The organism is Pseudomonas sp. PF05, from assembly GCF_056521845.1.
In genome coordinates, this window is record NZ_JBWLPW010000005.1 from 171,698 (window position 1) to 189,648 (window position 17,951).

Consider the following 17,951-nt stretch of genomic DNA (forward strand, 5'->3'; position numbering starts at 1 on the left):
CTGCTAAACGATGCTATCCACCACACCACCATCAGTGGCAAAGGAGCTGTTTGCGGTCAATCAACCATCAGGAAGCCGACCACACCGCCAGTTCATAGCCATCCGGGTCGATAAAGTGGAAACGTCGGCCACCCGGGAAAGCGAACACTTCACGGCTGATGGACGCCCCCGCAGCCTTGAGCCGGAGTTGGGTGCCTTCAAGGTCATCGGCATACAAGATAATCAACGGGCCGCCTGGGCGCACAGGTTCGCCGGTCGTGAAGCCACCGGTCAGGCGACCGTCGCTGAACTCGGTATAGGTCGGGCCGTAGTCGACGAAACTCCAACCGAATACGCTTGCATAAAAGGCTTTGCTGCGGGCGATGTCGTTGACATTGAACTCGATGTTATCGATCTGACGGTCTTTACCGCGAATGCCCATTGCGACTTCCTTGGCTGGTTGGGAAGAGGCGAGCTTAGGCCATTCACCCGCCACTACGCTTGGAAAAAATCGATCCGGACGGTAGGGGTTGAGCGCAGAGGAGAAACACAGCCGGCGCCGGTGCCCGAGATGCCTGAGGCATTGCGGGTGCAAAACGGCGCCGTCTCTGCCACGTCTACACTTTAAAGCGTCCTACCAGCCTTTCCAGTTCATGACCCAGCCGTGCGAGTTCGGTACTTGAAGAAGCGGTTTCCTCGCAGGTGCTTGCCGTCTGCTCGGAGATATCGCGAACGTTGATGACACTGCGATTGATTTCCTCGGCGACTGCGCTTTGCTGCTCCGCTGCGGTGGCGATTTGCTGATTCATGGCTTGAATGATCGATACTTTACTCGTGATGTTTTCCAGGGCGATCACCGCGCGATGGGTAAATTCGACGCTGCTCTCGCCCAACAGCTGGCTGCTTTCCATGCCTGAGGCAACGGCATGAGTACCACTCTGTACACCGGCCACCAGACTTTCAATTTCTTCAGTGGAACGCTGGGTGCGTAAGGCAAGACTGCGCACCTCGTCTGCTACCACCGCAAAGCCACGGCCAGCCTCGCCGGCGCGTGCGGCTTCAATGGCCGCGTTCAGCGCCAGCAGATTGGTTTGCTGGGCCACCGCCTTTATCACATCGAGTACCCCGCCGATTTTTTCACTTTGTTCCTGGAGATGGCGTACAGCATCGGCCGACTGATTGAGCTCTTCGGCCAAGCGCTTGATCTGCGCTATGGCCTCATTCACGATTTGCTCTCCCTCAGAGGCTTGCTGATCCGCGGCGGATGCGGCAGTTGAGGCCTCTTCAGCATCGCGAGCGACGTTTTGCACCGTTGCGGTCATTTCGCTCATCGCGGTGGCGACATGATCCGTTTCGGTTTTCTGATTATTGACGCCCGCATTGGTTTGCTCGGTGACCGCCGACAGCTGTTCGGCAGCACTGGCAACCTGAATGACGCCGGATCGAATGCCCTCGATCAGCTCATGAAGGTTGAGCATCATCTGCTGAAGACCTGATTGCAGCTGACCCAACTCATCACGCCGGTTGACCTGCACGGGCTCACTCAAATCCCCCCCGGCAATACGATTCACGGCCTGTAGCGTGTACTGCAGTGGGTTAACGATTTGTTGGGTAATGATCCATGCTGCAAGTGCGCCCAGTAGCAACGTCAAGGCTGCGACAAGCCCCAGCAGAACCTTGGCAGACGCGGCGTCGGCATCGCGCTTGGTATTTTGCGAATCAATGAGTTTTTGCGTCGTATCGAGCAACAGATCACCCAGCTGCCCCATACGTTTATATATGGGCGCTTGGTCAGTATTGGGTTTGGCCAGATCAAGCAGCAGTTGTCCGTATTCTCTGACGGAAGTGTTCTGTTGTTGGATCAGTTGCTGGTCAATCGGGGCAGTGAACTGGGTGTTGATGTTTTGCAAGTGGGCTGCCAGATTGTCCAGAATTTTCTGCAGCGGTTGATAGGCATCTGGTTGAGGGTTTGCACCTAGACGTAAACGACTGATTCGCAGGTCTTTGGTGTAATCGCTGATTTGAGCAATTTTCTCGATTTTAGCGCCGCGGTCGGTCAACGTCGCAATGGCGTACCAACCCGTCGAAGCGAGTAACAACGCAAGCCCCAGTACCAGGCCGAAGCCCAAGCTTAATTTCGCGCTGACACGGATGTTGCTGATCCAGCCAAACATAGAGACTCCAGTCGTAACTCAGATTGATTGAACATGGCGTCCGGAATGTCGACCATGAGCCTGAATGCTTTAGTTCTAGAGTGGCAGCAAAAGTACTCTGGAGGGCAATTAGCCTCATACGAAAAAAAATATACCGTTGTCGAGGGCTATTCGGTTAAGAGGTAGCTGAAAGGATACAGCGCCCAGCCTGCCGGCCATTCCAAGAGCAGTGCGTTCCGAAACTAACGGGGCATTTCAAACACCCCATAAACTGTCTAGTTCTTTAGTCGAATGTTCATGATCGTTCGGTTCTGCTGGGCCCATACTTATAGTGCAAGCACGAAAACAGTGCAGTGTGTGACGGAAGGTTTAAATCTCGATGGCTTGCTTCAGGTAAAAAAATAGCCGGTCTTGGCAGGCTCTGTATCGGGCTTCGAGGCCCTCGACCTCCCACATTCGAGCAAGCCATACCTCATCACATGACGCGTCAATATCATTGACGGCGACGCTCCATACAACCTGAGCGTGTTGTGTGGCACGTAGCAATTGCAATAACTCCTCAGTGATTGGAAGCGCTTTAGTCTTAACTCTTTTTAGCGACATAAACCATCCGTGATTAATTCAAGGTCGAGATTGTTTTTGCGTCGCGCACTATAAGGCTCAGTTTATGAAGGCTGTATTCGACTTATGGCTAGCAAGACAGCGCAGAAATAGGCTGCTCTTGGCAGTAGTTATTCATTGGATTTATGACGCTTTAATTACTGACTGCTTTATGGTGAGCATGAGCATGGCGGGCCTGAATTCAAGGCCGGTCGTCAACGAAACTTATTAATCTTTCACAAGAAGAGCCAGCAGCTATAGCGGGAATACACCGAATTTACGTGAGTCAAATTGAACGCGAACTAAAGTACCTCAATGATGCCCTGTCTAATGAACGAAAGGTTTTGGTCAACGCGTTCAGGAATTTGACGCTTCCTTGGCTGATTTGGGAGTAAGCGAACTTAGGCCATTCAACCCTCACTAAGCTTGGAAAAAACGATCCGGACGGCAGGGGTTGAGGGCAGAGCAAGCCTTGTCGCCGACGATCTCTTCACTGGCAAGACGACCCACAATCGCGGCCAGGGTAACGCCGGGGTGCATGACGCACACGTAGACGCCGCCGACCTGCGGAAGATAACCAATGATGGGGATGTCATCGGCAGGCAGAACCGGCGTTTGAGTGAGCACTTTCGCGCCGTTGGCCTGGTCGCCAGCGATCAGCGCATGGGTTGCTGCTACGGCGTCCAGCGCTCCTTCTTCTGCCGCATACGAAGCTTGTTGAGGAGGGTTCTTGAGGTTTGGCTCAAGTTCACGAATCTGTGATCGGGATATCCGGTTTGCCGAAGCTGTTGAACTCGGGCCGTAAGAGAGGGCGCCAGTCCATTGGATCTTCAGGCCGGGCAGTTGCGTTTCGAGTCGGCGGTATTCCTGGATGGCAGCGCCGCGCAATGGCGCAATGGGGTCGGGTTCGCCATGAGAGCTGTTGATCCAGGCGAATGAGCTGCCGGTCACGCCTGACGCGATGCCTTCGGCCTCGACCACCGTGACTTTCGCGCCTTGGGTCGTCAGATGGTAGGCCAGGGATGCGCCGACGATGCCGGCACAGATGACGATGACGTGCTTGCCTGGAGCGTTATCCATTCGGTCTCCGTCGGGTTTGCCTGGGGGAATACGTTAGCCCGGTTGGGGCTGCTGCGCAGCCCAGCGGGAGCAAGCTCCCTCGCCACGGTGGGTGGTGCAGCAGTTCAATATGCGGCGCCTGTCAGGCCGCTATCGCGAGCAAGCTCGGCTCCCACAGGGGTTCTTGGGTGTTCAAGATCAAGCATTCACCACACCCAAGCAACAGGCCTTTAGTACCACCGCGCCTCGCCCGGCGGGCGTTTCTTGAAGCGTTTCATGCTCCACATGTACTGGCTCGGATAGGCCCGTACGTAGCGCTCCACCACTTGGCTCATGGCAGCGCAGGCGGTTTCGGTGTCGGTGCTGTACATGGCCTGCGGCGCGGCTTCGAGGATGACTTTGTAGCCGGAGCCGTCCGGCAGGCGCAGGGCGTGAAGGAAGACGCCGACCGCTTTGCCGCCAGCGAGCATGTTCGGCACGAACTTGCTGGTCAGGGCCTGGGTGGCGAAGAAGGGCACGAAGATACCGGCGGATTCGGCCGGTTCCGGGTCGGCGGGGATGCCTACTTGGCCGCCCTTGCGCACTTCCTTGATGACGCTGAGGATGCCTTCCTTGGTGGATGCGGCGACTTTGTTGCCCAGTTGCACCCGCTGTTTGCGCAGCAATTCATCCACTGCCTTGAGCTTGGGCGGGCGGTAGAAAATGATCGGTTTGCACTGGCTGCAATAGAAGTGGTTGAGCACTTCCCAGTTGCCCAGGTGACTGGTGATGCCCACCACGCCTTTGCCGGAGGCCAGCGCTTCTTTTAATACTTCCAGGCCTTCGACTTCACGCACCAGGTCGATGGAGCGTTGGGCCGGCCAGATCCAGGCGCAGGCACTTTCGGTCAAGGATTTGCCGATGTCCTTGAGGCTCTGGCCCACCAGGCGTTCGCGCTCGGCCGGGTCCATCTCGGGAAAACATTTGGCGAGGTTGATCCGCACCACATCGCGGGAGCGGTTGGGCAGCTTCCACATGAACCAGCCAATGGCCGAGCCCACCGCTTGCACCGCCCGCCAGGGCAGCAGCGCAAACAACCGCAGAGCGCCGACCAGCAAGGCGCCTTTCAACTTATCCACAGGTCACTCCTGAATGTATGGGCCGTGTTGCGAGCCGGCTATTCTAACCGCCGTTTACCAACTCGGCGTAGCGGTCGCAATCCTGGGTGTGGTCCATGACCATGCCCGAGGCCTGCATCAGCGCATAACAAATGGTCGGTCCGACAAAAGTAAATCCGGCTTTCTTCAGGCCTTTGCTCATCGCCAGCGCCTCGGGCGTGATGGCCGGCACTTCGGTGCGGTCCTTGAAATGATTGATGATGGGTTTGTCGCCCACGAACGACCAGAGAAATGCCACCGGGTCTTCCAACGCCAGCCAGGCCTGGGCGTTGCGGCGGGCGGCCTTGAGCTTGAGGCGGTTGCGGATGATGCCGGGGTCGAGCATCAGCTCATCGATTTCGGCGTCGCTCATCTGCGCCACCCGCTGCACATCGAAGTCGTACAGCACCTCCCGGTAGCGCTCGCGTTTGCGCAAAACGGTGATCCAGGACAGCCCGGCCTGGAACCCTTCGAGCAAAAGCAACTCGAACAAACCCTGCGCATCGCGCAGCGCCGTGCCCCACTCCTGATCGTGATAAGCCATGTACAACGGATCGTCAGAACACCAAAAGCAGCGTGGCATAAGGCTCCAGGGGGCGTGCGCACGAACGAATCGGGTATACTCCCGCTCTTTAAATCGCAGCCCAAGAAACAGGTGAATTTCGTGAGCCAGCCTACGCCAGCCGTGCGTACCTTCCAAGACTTGATCCTCGCCCTCCAGCAATACTGGGCCGAGCAAGGTTGCGTGGTACTTCAGCCCTACGATATGGAAGTAGGCGCCGGCACTTTCCACACTGCCACGTTTCTGCGTGCCATCGGCCCGGAAACCTGGAACGCCGCTTATGTGCAGCCCAGCCGCCGCCCGACTGACGGCCGCTACGGCGAAAACCCGAACCGTCTGCAGCACTACTACCAGTTCCAGGTCGTCCTGAAGCCGAACCCGGAAAACTTCCAGGAGCTGTACCTGGGCTCGCTCAAGCACGTCGGCCTCGACCCGCTGGTGCACGACATTCGCTTCGTCGAAGACAACTGGGAATCGCCAACCCTGGGCGCCTGGGGCCTGGGCTGGGAAGTCTGGCTCAACGGCATGGAAGTGACCCAGTTCACCTACTTCCAGCAAGCGGGCGGCATCGAGTGCTACCCGGTCACCGGCGAAATTACCTACGGTCTGGAACGCCTGGCCATGTACCTGCAGGGTGTGGATTCGGTCTACGATCTGGTGTGGGCCGACGGCCCGTTCGGCAAAGTGACCTATGGCGACGTGTTCCACCAGAACGAAGTGGAACAGTCGACCTACAACTTCGAACACGCCAACGTCGAGAAGCTGTTCGAGCTGTTCGATTTCTACGAAAGCGAAGCCAAGCGCCTGATCGAGCTGGACCAGCCGCTGCCGTTGCCGAGCTATGAAATGGTGTTGAAGGCGTCCCATACCTTCAACCTGCTGGATGCACGCCGGGCGATTTCCGTGACCGCGCGCCAGCAATACATCCTGCGTGTACGCACCCTGGCGCGTTCCGTCGCGCAAGCCTACCTGCTGGCCCGTGCCAAGCTGGGCTTCCCGATGGCGACCCCGGACCTGCGTGATGAAGTGTTGGCTAAGCTGGAGGCTGCACAATGAGTGCTCAAGATTTTCTGGTTGAACTGGGCACCGAAGAACTGCCACCCAAAGCCCTGAACACCCTGGCCGATGCGTTCCTGGCCGGTATCGACAAAGGCCTGCAAGCCGCCGGCCTGAACTACGAAGCCAAACAGGTATACGCTGCGCCGCGCCGCCTGGCCGTGCTGATCACCGCCCTGGCGACCCAGCAGCCAGACCGCAGCATCAACCTCGACGGCCCGCCACGCCAGGCCGCGTTCGACGCCGACGGCAATCCGACCCAAGCCGCCCTGGGCTTCGCCAAGAAGTGCGGCGTGGACCTGAGCGAAATCGACCAGAGCGGCCCGAAGCTGCGCTATAGCCAGAGCATCAAGGGCAAGCCGACCGCCAGCCTGTTGCCGACCATCGTCGAAGACTCCCTCAATGACTTGCCGATTCCCAAGCGCATGCGCTGGGCCGCGCGCAAGGAAGAGTTCGTGCGTCCAACCCAATGGCTGGTGATGTTGCTCGGTGACCAGGTGATCGATTGCACGATCCTGGCCCAGAAGGCCGGTCGCGATTCCCGCGGTCACCGCTTCCATCATCCACAGAGCGTGCGCATCACCTCGCCGGCCAACTACCTGGCCGACCTGCGTGCCGCCTATGTGCTGGCCGACGCCAACGAGCGCCGCGAACTGATCAGCAAGCGCACCGAAGAGCTGGCCACCCTGCAGGAAGGCACCGCCATCGTGCCGGCCAACCTGCTGGACGAAGTGACCGCGTTGGTGGAATGGCCGGTGCCGCTGGTGTGCTCGTTCGAGGAACGTTTCCTTGAAGTACCACAGGAAGCACTGATCACCACCATGCAAGACAACCAGAAATACTTCTGCCTGCTGGACGCTGAAGGCAAGTTGCTGCCGCGCTTCATCACGGTCGCCAACATCGAAAGCAAGGACCCGCAGCAGATCATCGCCGGTAACGAAAAAGTCGTTCGCCCGCGCCTGACCGATGCCGAGTTCTTCTTCAAGCAAGACAAGAAACAGCCCCTGGAAAGCTTCAACGAGCGCCTGCGCAACGTGGTGTTCCAGGAAAAACTCGGCAGCGTCTACGACAAGGCCGAGCGCGTGTCGAAACTGGCGGCGTTCATCGCCCCACGCATCGGCGGCGACGCCCAGCGCGCGGCCCGTGCTGGCATCCTGTCCAAGTGCGACCTGTCCACCGAAATGGTCGGTGAGTTCCCGGAGATGCAAGGCGTCGCCGGTTACTACTACGCCCTCAACGATGGCGAGCCGCAAGACGTGGCCCTGGCACTGAACGAGCAGTACATGCCGCGCGGTGCCGGCGCTGAACTGCCAACCACCCTGACCGGTGCGGCCGTGGCCATCGCCGACAAGCTCGACACCCTGGTCGGTATCTTCGGTATCGGCATGCTGCCCACCGGCAGCAAAGACCCTTATGCCTTGCGTCGCGCGGCGCTGGGCGTGTTGCGGATCCTGATCGACAAACAGCTGGACCTGGACCTGAACGACGCCGTGGCGTTCGCCGTCAACGCGTTCGGCAGCAGGGTCAAGGCTGCCGGCCTGGCCGATGCGGTGCTGGAATTCATCTTCGACCGCCTGCGGGCACGTTATGAAGATGAAGGCGTCGACGTCGCCACCTACTTGTCGGTGCGAGCCCTGAAACCGGGTTCGGCCCTGGACTTCGACCAGCGCGTACAAGCGGTGCAGGCGTTCCGTCAACTGCCGGAAGCGGCAGCGCTGGCGGCGGTGAACAAGCGAGTATCGAACCTGCTGGGCAAGGCCGACGGCAACATCGCGGCCACCGTCGAAGCCAAGTACTTCGACAACGCCAACGAGTTTTCCCTGTATTCGGCGATCCAGCAGGCAGACCAGGCGGTCCAGCCAATGGCGGCGGCGCGTCAGTACAGCGAAACCCTGGCGCGCCTGGCTGCACTGCGCGAACCGGTGGATGCGTTTTTCGAGGCGGTGATGGTCAATGCCGAAGACGCCAAGGTACGCGCCAACCGTTACGCGTTGCTGGCGCGTCTGCGTGGGCTGTTCCTCGGCGTCGCCGATATTTCGTTGCTGGGGTAACGCTTGAAACTGCTGATTCTCGATCGGGACGGGGTGATCAATCACGACTCCGACGCTTACATCAAATCGGTGGAGGAGTGGTTGCCACTGCCCGGTTCGATCGAAGCCATCGCGCAGTTGAGCAAGGCCGGCTGGACGGTGGCGGTTGCCACCAACCAGTCGGGCATTGCCCGCGGTTATTATGACCTCGCCGTCCTGGACGCCATGCATGAGCACTTACGGGCATTGGTGGCGGAGCAGGGCGGGGAAGTCGGCTTGATCGTCTATTGCCCGCACGGGCCGGACGACGGCTGCGATTGCCGCAAACCCAAGCCAGGCATGTTGAAAACCATTGCCGCCCATTACGATGTGGGATTGGCGGGTGTGTGGTTCGTCGGTGACAGCCTCGGTGACCTGGAGGCGGCCAAGGCCGTCGATTGTCAGCCAGTTTTGGTAAAGACCGGGAAAGGCGAAAAGACTCTGGGCAAGACCCTGCCGGTGGGCACCTTGATTTTTGACGACTTGGCGGCGATTGCCGCTGAACTTATCCACAATTAGAGCTCCCAAGACAACCTGATCAAGGATTGTTCGGGAAGCGCTTGAACAGGCGGGCACTGCCCGCAACGGTAAATGCCGCTATGTCTATATTGCAGGCCATCAGAGCCTTTCTCTTTTACCTGCTGTTGGGCACCAGTTCCTTGCTGTGGTGCTCCTTGAGTTTTTTTATCGCGCCTTTCTTGCCGTTCAAGGCGCGCTACCGTTTCATCAATGTGTACTGGTGCCGCTGCGCCCTGTGGTTGAGCAAGGTGTTCCTGGGCATCCGCTATGAAGTCAAAGGTGCCGAGAACGTACCTGACCGGCCCTGCGTGATCCAGTCGAACCACCAGAGCACCTGGGAGACATTCTTTCTCTCGGCCTATTTCGAACCGTTGAGCCAAGTGCTCAAGCGTGAGCTGTTGTTCGTGCCGTTCTTCGGCTGGGCCATGGCGATGCTGCGCCCGATCGCCATCGACCGCGACAATCCCAAGGCGGCCCTCAAGCAGGTCGCGAAGAAGGGCGACGAACTGCTCAGAGATAACGTTTGGGTGCTGATCTTCCCCGAGGGCACCCGTGTCCCTTATGGAACCGTCGGCAAATTTTCCCGCAGCGGTTCGGCATTGGCCGTGAACGCCGATCTGCCCGTGCTGCCGATTGCACACAATGCCGGCAAATTCTGGCCCAAGGCTGGCTGGATCAGGACACCGGGCGTGATCACTGTAGTGATCGGCGCGCCAATGTATGCCGAAGGCACTGGGCCCCGCGCCATCGCCGAGCTCAATGACCGCGTACAAGCCTGGAATGAACAGGCACAACGGGAAATGGGCTCGCTGCCTCCCGGCCCTGTCACCGAAGTCCCCACGGAACAAGCCGCTGTTTGAGATCTGTGGATAACCTGTGTACCGTTTTATCGAAATCCGTCGCTTTTATGTTGTAGGTATTTGTTTTTAATACATATTTCCTAAACACATAAAACCGACGGTTAGGTGCATAAGTTTTTATAGCGATCTTTCAATCTGCCAATAACGCAAAGCGCAGGCTGAACGTCGTGCCTTTACCCATCACGCTGCGGCACTCGATTTTCCCCTCGTGATGGTCCACCACCGCCTTGACCATCGACAGCCCCAAGCCGATGCCATCCACGCCGTGAGCCGAGGAAAACCGTCGGTACTGACTGAACAGGTTTGGTAGCTCTTCGGCGCTGATGCCCTTGCCCTGGTCGGCGATATTGCAGATCAACCAGCCCGGGGTGCAATGAACCTGCAGCGAAATGCAGGTGTCGGGCGCGCTGTACTTGATGGCATTTTCCAGCAGATTGAACAGGGCACGGGTGAGCAACGGCTGATCCGCCCTCACCATCGCCTCTTCATCCTCTATTTCATGAATCAATTGGATGCGCTTGGCCTGGGCGATAGGCAGCGCCTGGTCGAGTACATCCAGCACCAGCATGGCGAATAGCGTCGGCTGGAATTGATACGCCTCGGATTCGGCCTTGGCCAATTGCACGAAGCCCTCGGTCAGGTCCAGGGCGCGACGTACCTGGCGCTCGATCTGGTCGAACAGCGGATTATCCCCACCTCCCTGGTATCGCTGCACATCGAGCAGGGCAAGGATCGCCGAGTGCGGAGCGCGCAAGTCATGGGAAAGGAAACGCAGCATGACGCTGCGCTGTTCTTCAGCCTCACGTTCGGCGCTCAGGTCCGTGAGGCTCAACAACCAGCCAATCGGCGCATCGCCATCAACCGGCAACAAAGCCGCCCGTTCCAGGCGCAAGCTGCGCTCGCGAATGTCGCGAAACTCCACCAGGGGCAATGTGGATAACCGGTGATGCGCCCCATGCTCCAACCCTGGATAACCCAATTGTCCGAGATGCTCCAGCACGTCGCCGCCCGCCAGGTCATGGCCGAACAGCTCGCGTGCCTTGCGATTGCCGAGCAACAGCTTGCCTTGGGGATCGCTGATCATGGTCGCCACCGGCAGGTATTCCAGGCCGTCGGCAATGAAGCGCCGGGTGTCGCGGGTTCGGCTCATGGCTTGTTCCAGGGCCATGATCTGGCCCTGCAAGCGGTCGCTGCCGGTGTAGGAGGGGCGGCGACGTTCCGGGAAGACCTTGGGCTCCGCGTCCAGGCGGGCCAGCTCCCAGCCGAAATAGGCCAATACCACGCTCAGGCGCCGCCAGTTCCAGATCAGGTAGCCGAACATGATGCCCAGCACACTCGCCATGGGTGACCACCACCAACCTCGCGCACCCAGCACGGCACTGATCAACAGGGCCAGGCTCATGCCGCCCACCGTGGTCCAAAGCGCCAGGCGCGGGCGCAACAGCAGCAAGCCCAATACACACCCCACCAGGCCCACCGACAACAACGCGGCGCCCGTACGGTTGCCCGTTGTTTGGCTGCTCAATGACAGCAAGGCTGTCAGCGGCAACAGCAACAGACTTATCCACAACCACTCCCGTACCAACTGTCGAAACAACCGCTGGACCTGGGTTGGCTCACGACTTTCACGGCGACGCTGGTTACTCATAGGCCTCCTGGCCAAACTCAAGGACTGGGGATTTGTTCACAAGCCTGCAAAGCCCACGACTATAACGGACTCGATGGGTGGCGTACTGCTGCCTTTCCCTCTGTGCCGTGAGCCGGTATTGTCGCAGCCAGCGACAGGTCAATGACAACGAATCAGCCACGGGCTGCGTTTCATTGCCACCTGAAGATGTCCGTTACTCTCGAGATCAAGGAATCGCATTTCATGCGTGTCGCCATACTGGACGATGAACCGGCCGAGCTGCGCCGGGTAGAACAGACACTGCAACAAATCCCTGGCAGGGGCGAGCAAGCGTGGACCCTGCACAGCTTTGAGCGAGGCGAAGACTTGCTGCGGCAACTGCGCCGGGAAACCTTCGACCTGTTGATCCTCGACTGGCAACTGCCGGACATCAGCGGACTTTCATTGCTGCGCTGGACCCGCGAGCACATGGATTCGCCACCGGCCGCCATCATGCTGACCAGCCGCGACGGCGAGCACGATATCGTCCAGGCCCTCAACGCCGGCGCTGACGACTATGTGAGCAAACCCTTCCGGCCCAACGAGCTCAAGGCCCGGGTCACCGCCGTGCTGCGCCGTCACAACCTGCAACGCGCGCCCGCCAGCGACGTACTGGTGTTCAACGACCTGGCGTTCGACGACGCCGAGCTGACCATCACCCGCGCCGGCATCCCCATCAGCCTGACCGAGCGGGAATACCGCCTGGCCCGGTGCCTGTTCGCCAACCTGGGCCGGCCGCTGTCCCGGGAGTATTTCTACGAACGCTTCTGGACCCACGAGGAAATGACCTCGTCCCGCCCGCTCGACACCCACATCTATCGCCTGCGCAACAAGCTCGGCCTGACGGCAGACCGGGGTTGGCAATTGCTGACGATTTATGGGTATGGGTATCGGTTGGAAAGTGTGGCGGCGGGAAGCGAAGCGTCTGTGGCGAGTTAAACAACGGTCAGTTTGGATGCATCTGTGGCGAGGGAGCTTGCTCCCGCTTGAGTGCGAAGCACTCACAAAAAGAGGGGCCGCTGCGCAGCCCAGCGGGAGCAAGCTCCCTCGCCACAATAAATATCAACCGATCGTCCGCACCAAGCTTCCCGCTTTGGCGATCCGACGGCGCTGCACCAGCAACCCGGACGCGACGACCAATACGCTGAGCAGACCGGTCGCGAGGATTTCCACACGGTGGGCTTCCTGGAACAGCATGATGGTCAAGGCTCCCACGATGAAGACGATCACCGCGTAGGTCAGGCCGGGGAACAGCCACATGCTGAAGGCGACCTTTTCACCGCGCGCCGTGCGTTGTTTGCGCATGCGCAGCTGGGAAACCGCGATGACCAGGTACACCAGCAACGCAATGGCGCCGGAGCTGGCCAGCAGGAAATCAAACACAGCAGCCGGCGCCACGTAGTTAGCGAATACCGCCAGGAAAGCCGCCCCGGTCGACAGCATCACCGCCCAGTAAGGCGTCCCGCTCTTGTTGGTGCGCTGGGAAACGGCCGGCGCATCGCCGCGCTTGCCCAACGAGAACATCATCCGCGAAGCCGTATACAACGCCGAGTTCAGGCAACTGGTGACCGCCACCAGGACGACGATATCGACGATCAGCTTGGCATTGGGAATGCCCATGCGCTCCAGCACCGTCTGATAGGAACCGACGCTGGCCAGGAGCGGATCGTTCCACGGCACCAGGGCGACAACGATGAAGATGGACACGAGATAGAACAAGCCAATCCGCCAGATAACCGAGTTGGTCGCCTTGGAAATCTGCTGGCCGGGGTTCTTCGATTCTGCGGCCGCGATGGTCACGATCTCGGTACCCATGAACGAAAACATAGTGGTCAGGATCGCCCCCAACACCGCGCCCATACCGTTGGGCAGGAAGCCCTGGGTGTCGAACAAGTGCGAAACACCGCTGACCTGGCTGGTCGGCAGCAAGCCGAAGATCGCCATCACACCCAGGCCGATGAAGCCGATGATTGCCACCACCTTGACCAAGGCGAACCAGAATTCGAACTCACCGTAATTCTTCACGCTGAACAGGTTGGTGACTGTCAGCAGCAGGGTGATGACCAAGGTGAAGGCCCAGATCGCCACGTTCGGAAACCAGGCATGCAGGATCGTCGCGGCGGCGTTGGCCTCCAGCGGAATCACCAGGACCCAGAACCACCAGTAGAGCCAGCCGATGGTGAAACCGGCCCAATGACCGATCGCGCGGTCAGCATAAGTCGAGAAGGAACCGGTGTCCGGCGACGCCACCGCCATTTCGCCCAGCATCCGCATCACCAGCACCACCAAGGCACCAGCGGCAGCGTAGGCCAGCAGCACCGCCGGACCAGCCGCTGCAATAGCGTGGCCGGAGCCAACGAAAAGGCCAGCGCCGATGACGCCGGCGATGGATAGCATCGTCACATGCCGGGGTTTGAGCCCTTGCTCCAGATGGTTGGAAGTTTGCGTACCGCTCATTGAGACTACCCTTGGTATTGGATTTATTCGTGCCACCTCGTACCCACCGCTTCCCTGTCAATTTAAAGAAACGGCGTGTAAGTTATTTAACACGCAAGTTCTGCGCCAGAAAATCTGAGGCCCCGTTATCCGGGGCTTTCACACTATTCCTAACCTATTGAACATGAAGGCTTTGTGCCAAGGTGTTACCGAGTTACCCCATTTTTAACCACAGGCCTTAAAAGGGTGCGTGGTTTTCAAACGTAAAAAAAAACCAACGCATGAGCGTTGGTTTTTTTGGAGCGGACGTTGCTGAAGGATCAGAAATCCAGGTTGGACACCGCCAACGCATTGCTCTCGATGAAGTCACGACGAGGCTCGACCGCATCACCCATCAGGGTGTTGAAGATCTGGTCCGCGCCAATGGCGTCTTCGATGGTGACTTTCAGCATCCGACGCGAACCTGGGTCCATGGTGGTTTCCCACAGCTGATCCGGGTTCATCTCACCCAGACCTTTGTATCGCTGGATGGTGTGGCGCTTGGTGCTTTCGGCCATCAGCCATTCAAGGGCTTCCTTGAACTCGGTCACGGCTTTCTTGCGTTCACCACGTTGGATGTACGCACCTTCGTCCAGCAGCGTGCTCAGTTGCGCGCCGAGGGATACGACGGTCTTGTAGTCGTTACTGCCGAAGAAGTCGCGGTTGAAGGTGACGTAGTTCGACAGACCGTGGGAGATCAGCTCGACCTCTGGCAGCCAGACGTTACGCTCACGGTCTTCGCGCAGGCTGGCTTTGTAGACCAGGCCGGATTTCTCGACAGTGCGCAGGCGTACTTCGTACTGGGCCAGCCAATCTTGCATCGCTGCGTGATCGGACAGTTGCTCCAGGCTTACCGCTGGCAGGTAGATGAAGTGCTCGGTCAGTTCCTGTGGGTACAGGCGCGACAGGCGCTTGAGGGTCTTCATCACCAGGCGGAAGTCGTTGACCAGGCGCTCGAGGGCTTCGCCGGAAATGCCCGGGGCATCTTCGTTCAGGTGCAGGCTCGCGTCTTCCAGGGCCGACTGCGTCATGTACTCTTCCATGGCATCGTCGTCTTTGATGTATTGCTCTTGCTTGCCTTTCTTGACCTTGTACAGCGGCGGTTGGGCGATGTAGATGTAGCCGCGCTCGATCAGCTCCGGCAACTGACGGAAGAAGAATGTCAGCAGCAGGGTACGGATATGCGAACCGTCGACGTCAGCATCGGTCATGATGATGATGTTGTGATAGCGCAGCTTGTCGATGTTGTACTCTTCGCGGCCAATGCCGCAGCCCAACGCCGTGATCAAGGTGCCGACCTCCTGGGAGGAAATCATCTTGTCGAAGCGCGCCTTCTCCACGTTGAGGATCTTGCCCTTGAGCGGCAGGATGGCCTGGGTGCGGCGGTTGCGGCCCTGCTTGGCGGAACCGCCAGCAGAGTCACCTTCCACCAGGTACAGTTCGGACAGGGCAGGGTCCTTTTCCTGGCAGTCAGCCAGTTTGCCCGGCAGGCCGGCGATGTCCAGCGCGCCTTTGCGGCGGGTCATCTCACGGGCCTTGCGCGCCGCTTCACGGGCACGGGCGGCGTCGATCATCTTGCCGACCACCAGCTTGGCTTCGTTCGGGTTCTCCAGCAGGAAGTCGGAGAAGTACTTGCCCATCTCCTGTTCGACTGCGGTCTTCACTTCGGAAGACACCAGCTTGTCCTTGGTTTGGGAACTGAACTTCGGATCCGGCACCTTCACCGAGATGATCGCGGTCAGGCCTTCACGGGCATCGTCACCGGTGGTGGCGACTTTATGCTTCTTCGCCAGGCCTTCCTGTTCGATGTAGTTGTTCAGGTTACGAGTCAGCGCCGAACGGAAGCCCACCAGGTGGGTGCCGCCGTCGCGCTGCGGGATGTTGTTGGTGAAGCACAACAGGTTCTCGTTGAAGCTGTCGTTCCACTGCAGGGCGATTTCCACGCCGATGCCGTCTTCACGCTGCACGTTGAAGTGGAACACTTGGTTGACCGGGGTCTTGTTGGTGTTCAGGTACTCAACGAACGCACGCAGGCCGCCTTCGTACTTGAACAGTTCTTCCTTGCCGCTGCGCTCGTCCTTGAGGACGATGCCAACACCGGAGTTTAGGAAAGACAGTTCACGAATCCGCTTGGCCAGAATGTCCCAGCTGAAGTGGATGTTCTTGAAGGTTTCGCTCGAAGCCTTGAAGTGGATCTGGGTGCCGGTGGTCTCGCTGTCGCCAACGATCGCCATGGGTGCCTGGGGAACACCGTGGATGTAGGTCTGTTCCCAGATCTTGCCGCTGCGGCGAACGGTCAGGACCAGTTCTTCGGACAGTGCGTTCACTACCGAGACACCTACGCCGTGCAGACCGCCGGAGACCTTGTAAGAGTTGTCGTCGAACTTACCGCCAGCATGGAGGACGGTCATGATGACCTCGGCAGCGGAAACGCCTTCCTCTTTATGCACGTCTACCGGGATGCCACGGCCGTTATCACGAACGGTGATGGACTCATCCGGGTGGATGATGATGCTGATGTCATCGCAATGGCCGGCGAGGGCTTCGTCGATGGAGTTGTCGACCACCTCGAACACCATGTGGTGCAGGCCGCTACCATCGTCGGTGTCACCAATGTACATACCGGGACGTTTGCGTACGGCATCCAGGCCTTTCAGCACTTTAATGCTCGTTGAGTCGTACGTATTTTCTTCGCTCAATGCCTTCACTCCCGATGGTCGTGGGTCTGGGTGATACGGCCCTGTTCCACGTGGAACAGGGCGACTGGCGTTTCCGTCTGCCAGCCTTCCCTCAATAATTCGAGATCTACACAGGTGATAAACACCTGGCAGCGTAAGTCTTCCAGCAAGCGGCATAGCGCGCGGCGGTGGGCTTCGTCCAGCTCGGACGGCAAGTCATCCACCAGATAAATACACTGACCGCGGCGGGCCTGGCTGACCAGATGCCCTTGGGCTATGCGCAAGGCACACACCACCAACTTCTGCTGCCCCCGGGACAAGATGTCCGCGGCGTTATGTGCGCCCAATCTGAGACGCAAGTCAGCACGTTGTGGTCCGGCCTGGGTATGGCCCATCTGCTGGTCCCGCTGCAGCGAGCCAGCCAACACGGTGCTCAGTTCCCGGTCTTTGTCCCAGCCTCGGTAATAGCTGAGCGTCAGGCCCTCAAGCTCAACCAGTTCGCTCAAGGTCTGCTCGAAGACCGGTTTCAAGGCTTTGATGTAAGCGCGGCGGTATTCATCGATTTCAGCGCTGGCCTGGCACAGTTCCCTGTCCCAAACCGCTTGCGAAACGGCGTCAAGTGTACCATGTCGCAGCCAAGAGTTTCGCTGGCGCAGCGCCTTCTGCAGGCGCTGCCAAGTCGTCATGAAGCGCGGTTCCACGTGGAACACGCCCCAGTCGAGAAATTGCCGGCGAATCTTCGGTGCGCCCTCCAGCAGACGGAAGCTGTCCGGGTTGATCAACTGCAATGGCAGGATCTCGGCCAGCTGTGCCGCGCTACGAGCGTTCTGCCCATCGATGCGGATCTGGAACTCGCCTTGCCGGTCCCGCGATATCCCCAGGGCGCTATGGCCACCTTCTGCCAGTTCCACCTGCCCGAACACCGTGCACGCCAGTTGATCGTACTGGATGACCGGTAACAGGCGGGTGCTGCGAAACGAACGGGCAAGCCCGAGCAGGTGCACGGCTTCCAGGACGCTGGTTTTGCCGCTGCCGTTGGCGCCGTAAAGGATATTGATGCGGGGGGAAGGGGAGAAGGTCACCGGGTGCAGATTGCGCACCGCGGTGACCGAGACGCGACTTAAGGACATCTAGCTTTT

14 protein-coding genes are annotated in these 17,951 nt (G+C 59.0%); 5 read left to right on the forward strand and 9 right to left on the reverse strand.

Going from position 1 to position 17,951, the window contains the following annotated elements; all coding sequences use genetic code 11:
- Positions 1 to 67: 67 nt before the first annotated feature.
- The 5 genes from AC09SL_RS11330 to AC09SL_RS11350 all read right to left on the reverse strand — a co-directional run bounded on the left by AC09SL_RS11330 (position 68) and on the right by AC09SL_RS11350 (position 5,510).
- Positions 68 to 421: a VOC family protein gene (locus tag AC09SL_RS11330; protein ID WP_058544804.1), complete on the reverse strand. Its 354-nt coding sequence runs from the start codon at positions 419 to 421 to the stop codon at positions 68 to 70.
- 175 nt (positions 422 to 596) lie between these two features.
- Complete coding sequence (locus tag AC09SL_RS11335) at positions 597 to 2,153, reverse strand: methyl-accepting chemotaxis protein (protein WP_058544803.1); 1,557 nt, start codon at positions 2,151 to 2,153, stop codon at positions 597 to 599.
- 999 nt (positions 2,154 to 3,152) lie between these two features.
- A complete protein-coding gene (locus tag AC09SL_RS11340) occupies positions 3,153 to 3,812 on the reverse strand; it encodes an NAD(P)/FAD-dependent oxidoreductase (protein WP_058544801.1) in 660 nt (219 codons plus the stop codon).
- 209 nt (positions 3,813 to 4,021) lie between these two features.
- Positions 4,022 to 4,909, reverse strand: a complete 888-nt coding sequence (locus AC09SL_RS11345) for a lysophospholipid acyltransferase (protein WP_058544800.1) — start codon at positions 4,907 to 4,909, stop codon at positions 4,022 to 4,024.
- A 43-nt stretch (positions 4,910 to 4,952) separates the two neighbouring features.
- Positions 4,953 to 5,510 carry a DNA-3-methyladenine glycosylase I gene (locus AC09SL_RS11350; protein ID WP_058544799.1) on the reverse strand — a complete coding sequence of 186 codons (558 nt, stop codon included), beginning with the start codon at positions 5,508 to 5,510 and terminating at the stop codon, positions 4,953 to 4,955.
- Positions 5,511 to 5,591: 81 nt separating this feature from the next.
- On the opposite strand from AC09SL_RS11350, the gene glyQ reads away from it, so the two are divergent.
- The 4 genes from glyQ to AC09SL_RS11370 all read left to right on the forward strand — a co-directional run bounded on the left by glyQ (position 5,592) and on the right by AC09SL_RS11370 (position 9,993).
- Positions 5,592 to 6,545 (forward strand): glycine--tRNA ligase subunit alpha, encoded by a 954-nt coding sequence (gene glyQ / locus AC09SL_RS11355; RefSeq protein WP_003177094.1) that lies wholly within the window; start codon positions 5,592 to 5,594, stop codon positions 6,543 to 6,545.
- Positions 6,542 to 8,596, forward strand: a complete 2,055-nt coding sequence (gene glyS / locus AC09SL_RS11360; protein ID WP_058544798.1) for a glycine--tRNA ligase subunit beta — start codon at positions 6,542 to 6,544, stop codon at positions 8,594 to 8,596. The genes glyQ and glyS overlap by 4 nt, the downstream gene beginning before the upstream one ends.
- A gap of 3 nt (positions 8,597 to 8,599) precedes the next feature.
- Positions 8,600 to 9,133 (forward strand): D-glycero-beta-D-manno-heptose 1,7-bisphosphate 7-phosphatase, encoded by a 534-nt coding sequence (gmhB, locus tag AC09SL_RS11365; protein WP_058544797.1) that lies wholly within the window; start codon positions 8,600 to 8,602, stop codon positions 9,131 to 9,133.
- Positions 9,134 to 9,213: 80 nt separating this feature from the next.
- On the forward strand, positions 9,214 to 9,993 hold the full coding sequence (locus AC09SL_RS11370) for a lysophospholipid acyltransferase family protein (RefSeq protein ID WP_058544796.1): 780 nt from the start codon (positions 9,214 to 9,216) through the stop codon (positions 9,991 to 9,993).
- Between the two features lie 130 nt (positions 9,994 to 10,123).
- On the opposite strand, the gene AC09SL_RS11375 is transcribed toward AC09SL_RS11370, so the two are convergent.
- Complete coding sequence (locus AC09SL_RS11375; protein ID WP_058544795.1) at positions 10,124 to 11,641, reverse strand: sensor histidine kinase; 1,518 nt, start codon at positions 11,639 to 11,641, stop codon at positions 10,124 to 10,126.
- 222 nt (positions 11,642 to 11,863) lie between these two features.
- On the opposite strand from AC09SL_RS11375, the gene AC09SL_RS11380 reads away from it, so the two are divergent.
- On the forward strand, positions 11,864 to 12,598 hold the full coding sequence (locus AC09SL_RS11380; RefSeq protein WP_014335791.1) for a response regulator transcription factor: 735 nt from the start codon (positions 11,864 to 11,866) through the stop codon (positions 12,596 to 12,598).
- 123 nt (positions 12,599 to 12,721) lie between these two features.
- Here AC09SL_RS11380 and gabP read toward each other — a convergent pair whose 3' ends face one another.
- The 3 genes from gabP to recF all read right to left on the reverse strand — a co-directional run bounded on the left by gabP (position 12,722) and on the right by recF (position 17,942).
- A complete protein-coding gene (gabP, locus tag AC09SL_RS11385) occupies positions 12,722 to 14,116 on the reverse strand; it encodes a GABA permease (protein WP_058544794.1) in 1,395 nt (464 codons plus the stop codon).
- 299 nt (positions 14,117 to 14,415) lie between these two features.
- Positions 14,416 to 16,833, reverse strand: coding sequence for a DNA topoisomerase (ATP-hydrolyzing) subunit B (gene gyrB, locus AC09SL_RS11390; protein WP_058544854.1), 2,418 nt, complete (start codon positions 16,831 to 16,833; stop codon positions 14,416 to 14,418).
- Between the two features lie 5 nt (positions 16,834 to 16,838).
- Positions 16,839 to 17,942: a DNA replication/repair protein RecF gene (recF, locus tag AC09SL_RS11395; RefSeq protein WP_058544793.1), complete on the reverse strand. Its 1,104-nt coding sequence runs from the start codon at positions 17,940 to 17,942 to the stop codon at positions 16,839 to 16,841.
- Positions 17,943 to 17,951 lie beyond the last annotated feature (9 nt).

Coding starts and splice junctions, on each gene's coding strand:
- recF (WP_058544793.1), bottom strand. CDS start 17,942: ATGTCCTTAAGTCGCGTCTCGGTCACCGCGGTGCGCAATCTGCACCCG.
- AC09SL_RS11330 (WP_058544804.1), bottom strand. CDS start 421: ATGGGCATTCGCGGTAAAGACCGTCAGATCGATAACATCGAGTTCAAT.
- AC09SL_RS11380 (WP_014335791.1), top strand. CDS start 11,864: ATGCGTGTCGCCATACTGGACGATGAACCGGCCGAGCTGCGCCGGGTA.
- gabP (WP_058544794.1), bottom strand. CDS start 14,116: ATGAGCGGTACGCAAACTTCCAACCATCTGGAGCAAGGGCTCAAACCC.
- AC09SL_RS11350 (WP_058544799.1), bottom strand. CDS start 5,510: ATGCCACGCTGCTTTTGGTGTTCTGACGATCCGTTGTACATGGCTTAT.
- glyS (WP_058544798.1), top strand. CDS start 6,542: ATGAGTGCTCAAGATTTTCTGGTTGAACTGGGCACCGAAGAACTGCCA.
- AC09SL_RS11370 (WP_058544796.1), top strand. CDS start 9,214: ATGTCTATATTGCAGGCCATCAGAGCCTTTCTCTTTTACCTGCTGTTG.
- AC09SL_RS11375 (WP_058544795.1), bottom strand. CDS start 11,641: ATGAGTAACCAGCGTCGCCGTGAAAGTCGTGAGCCAACCCAGGTCCAG.
- AC09SL_RS11335 (WP_058544803.1), bottom strand. CDS start 2,153: ATGTTTGGCTGGATCAGCAACATCCGTGTCAGCGCGAAATTAAGCTTG.
- AC09SL_RS11340 (WP_058544801.1), bottom strand. CDS start 3,812: ATGGATAACGCTCCAGGCAAGCACGTCATCGTCATCTGTGCCGGCATC.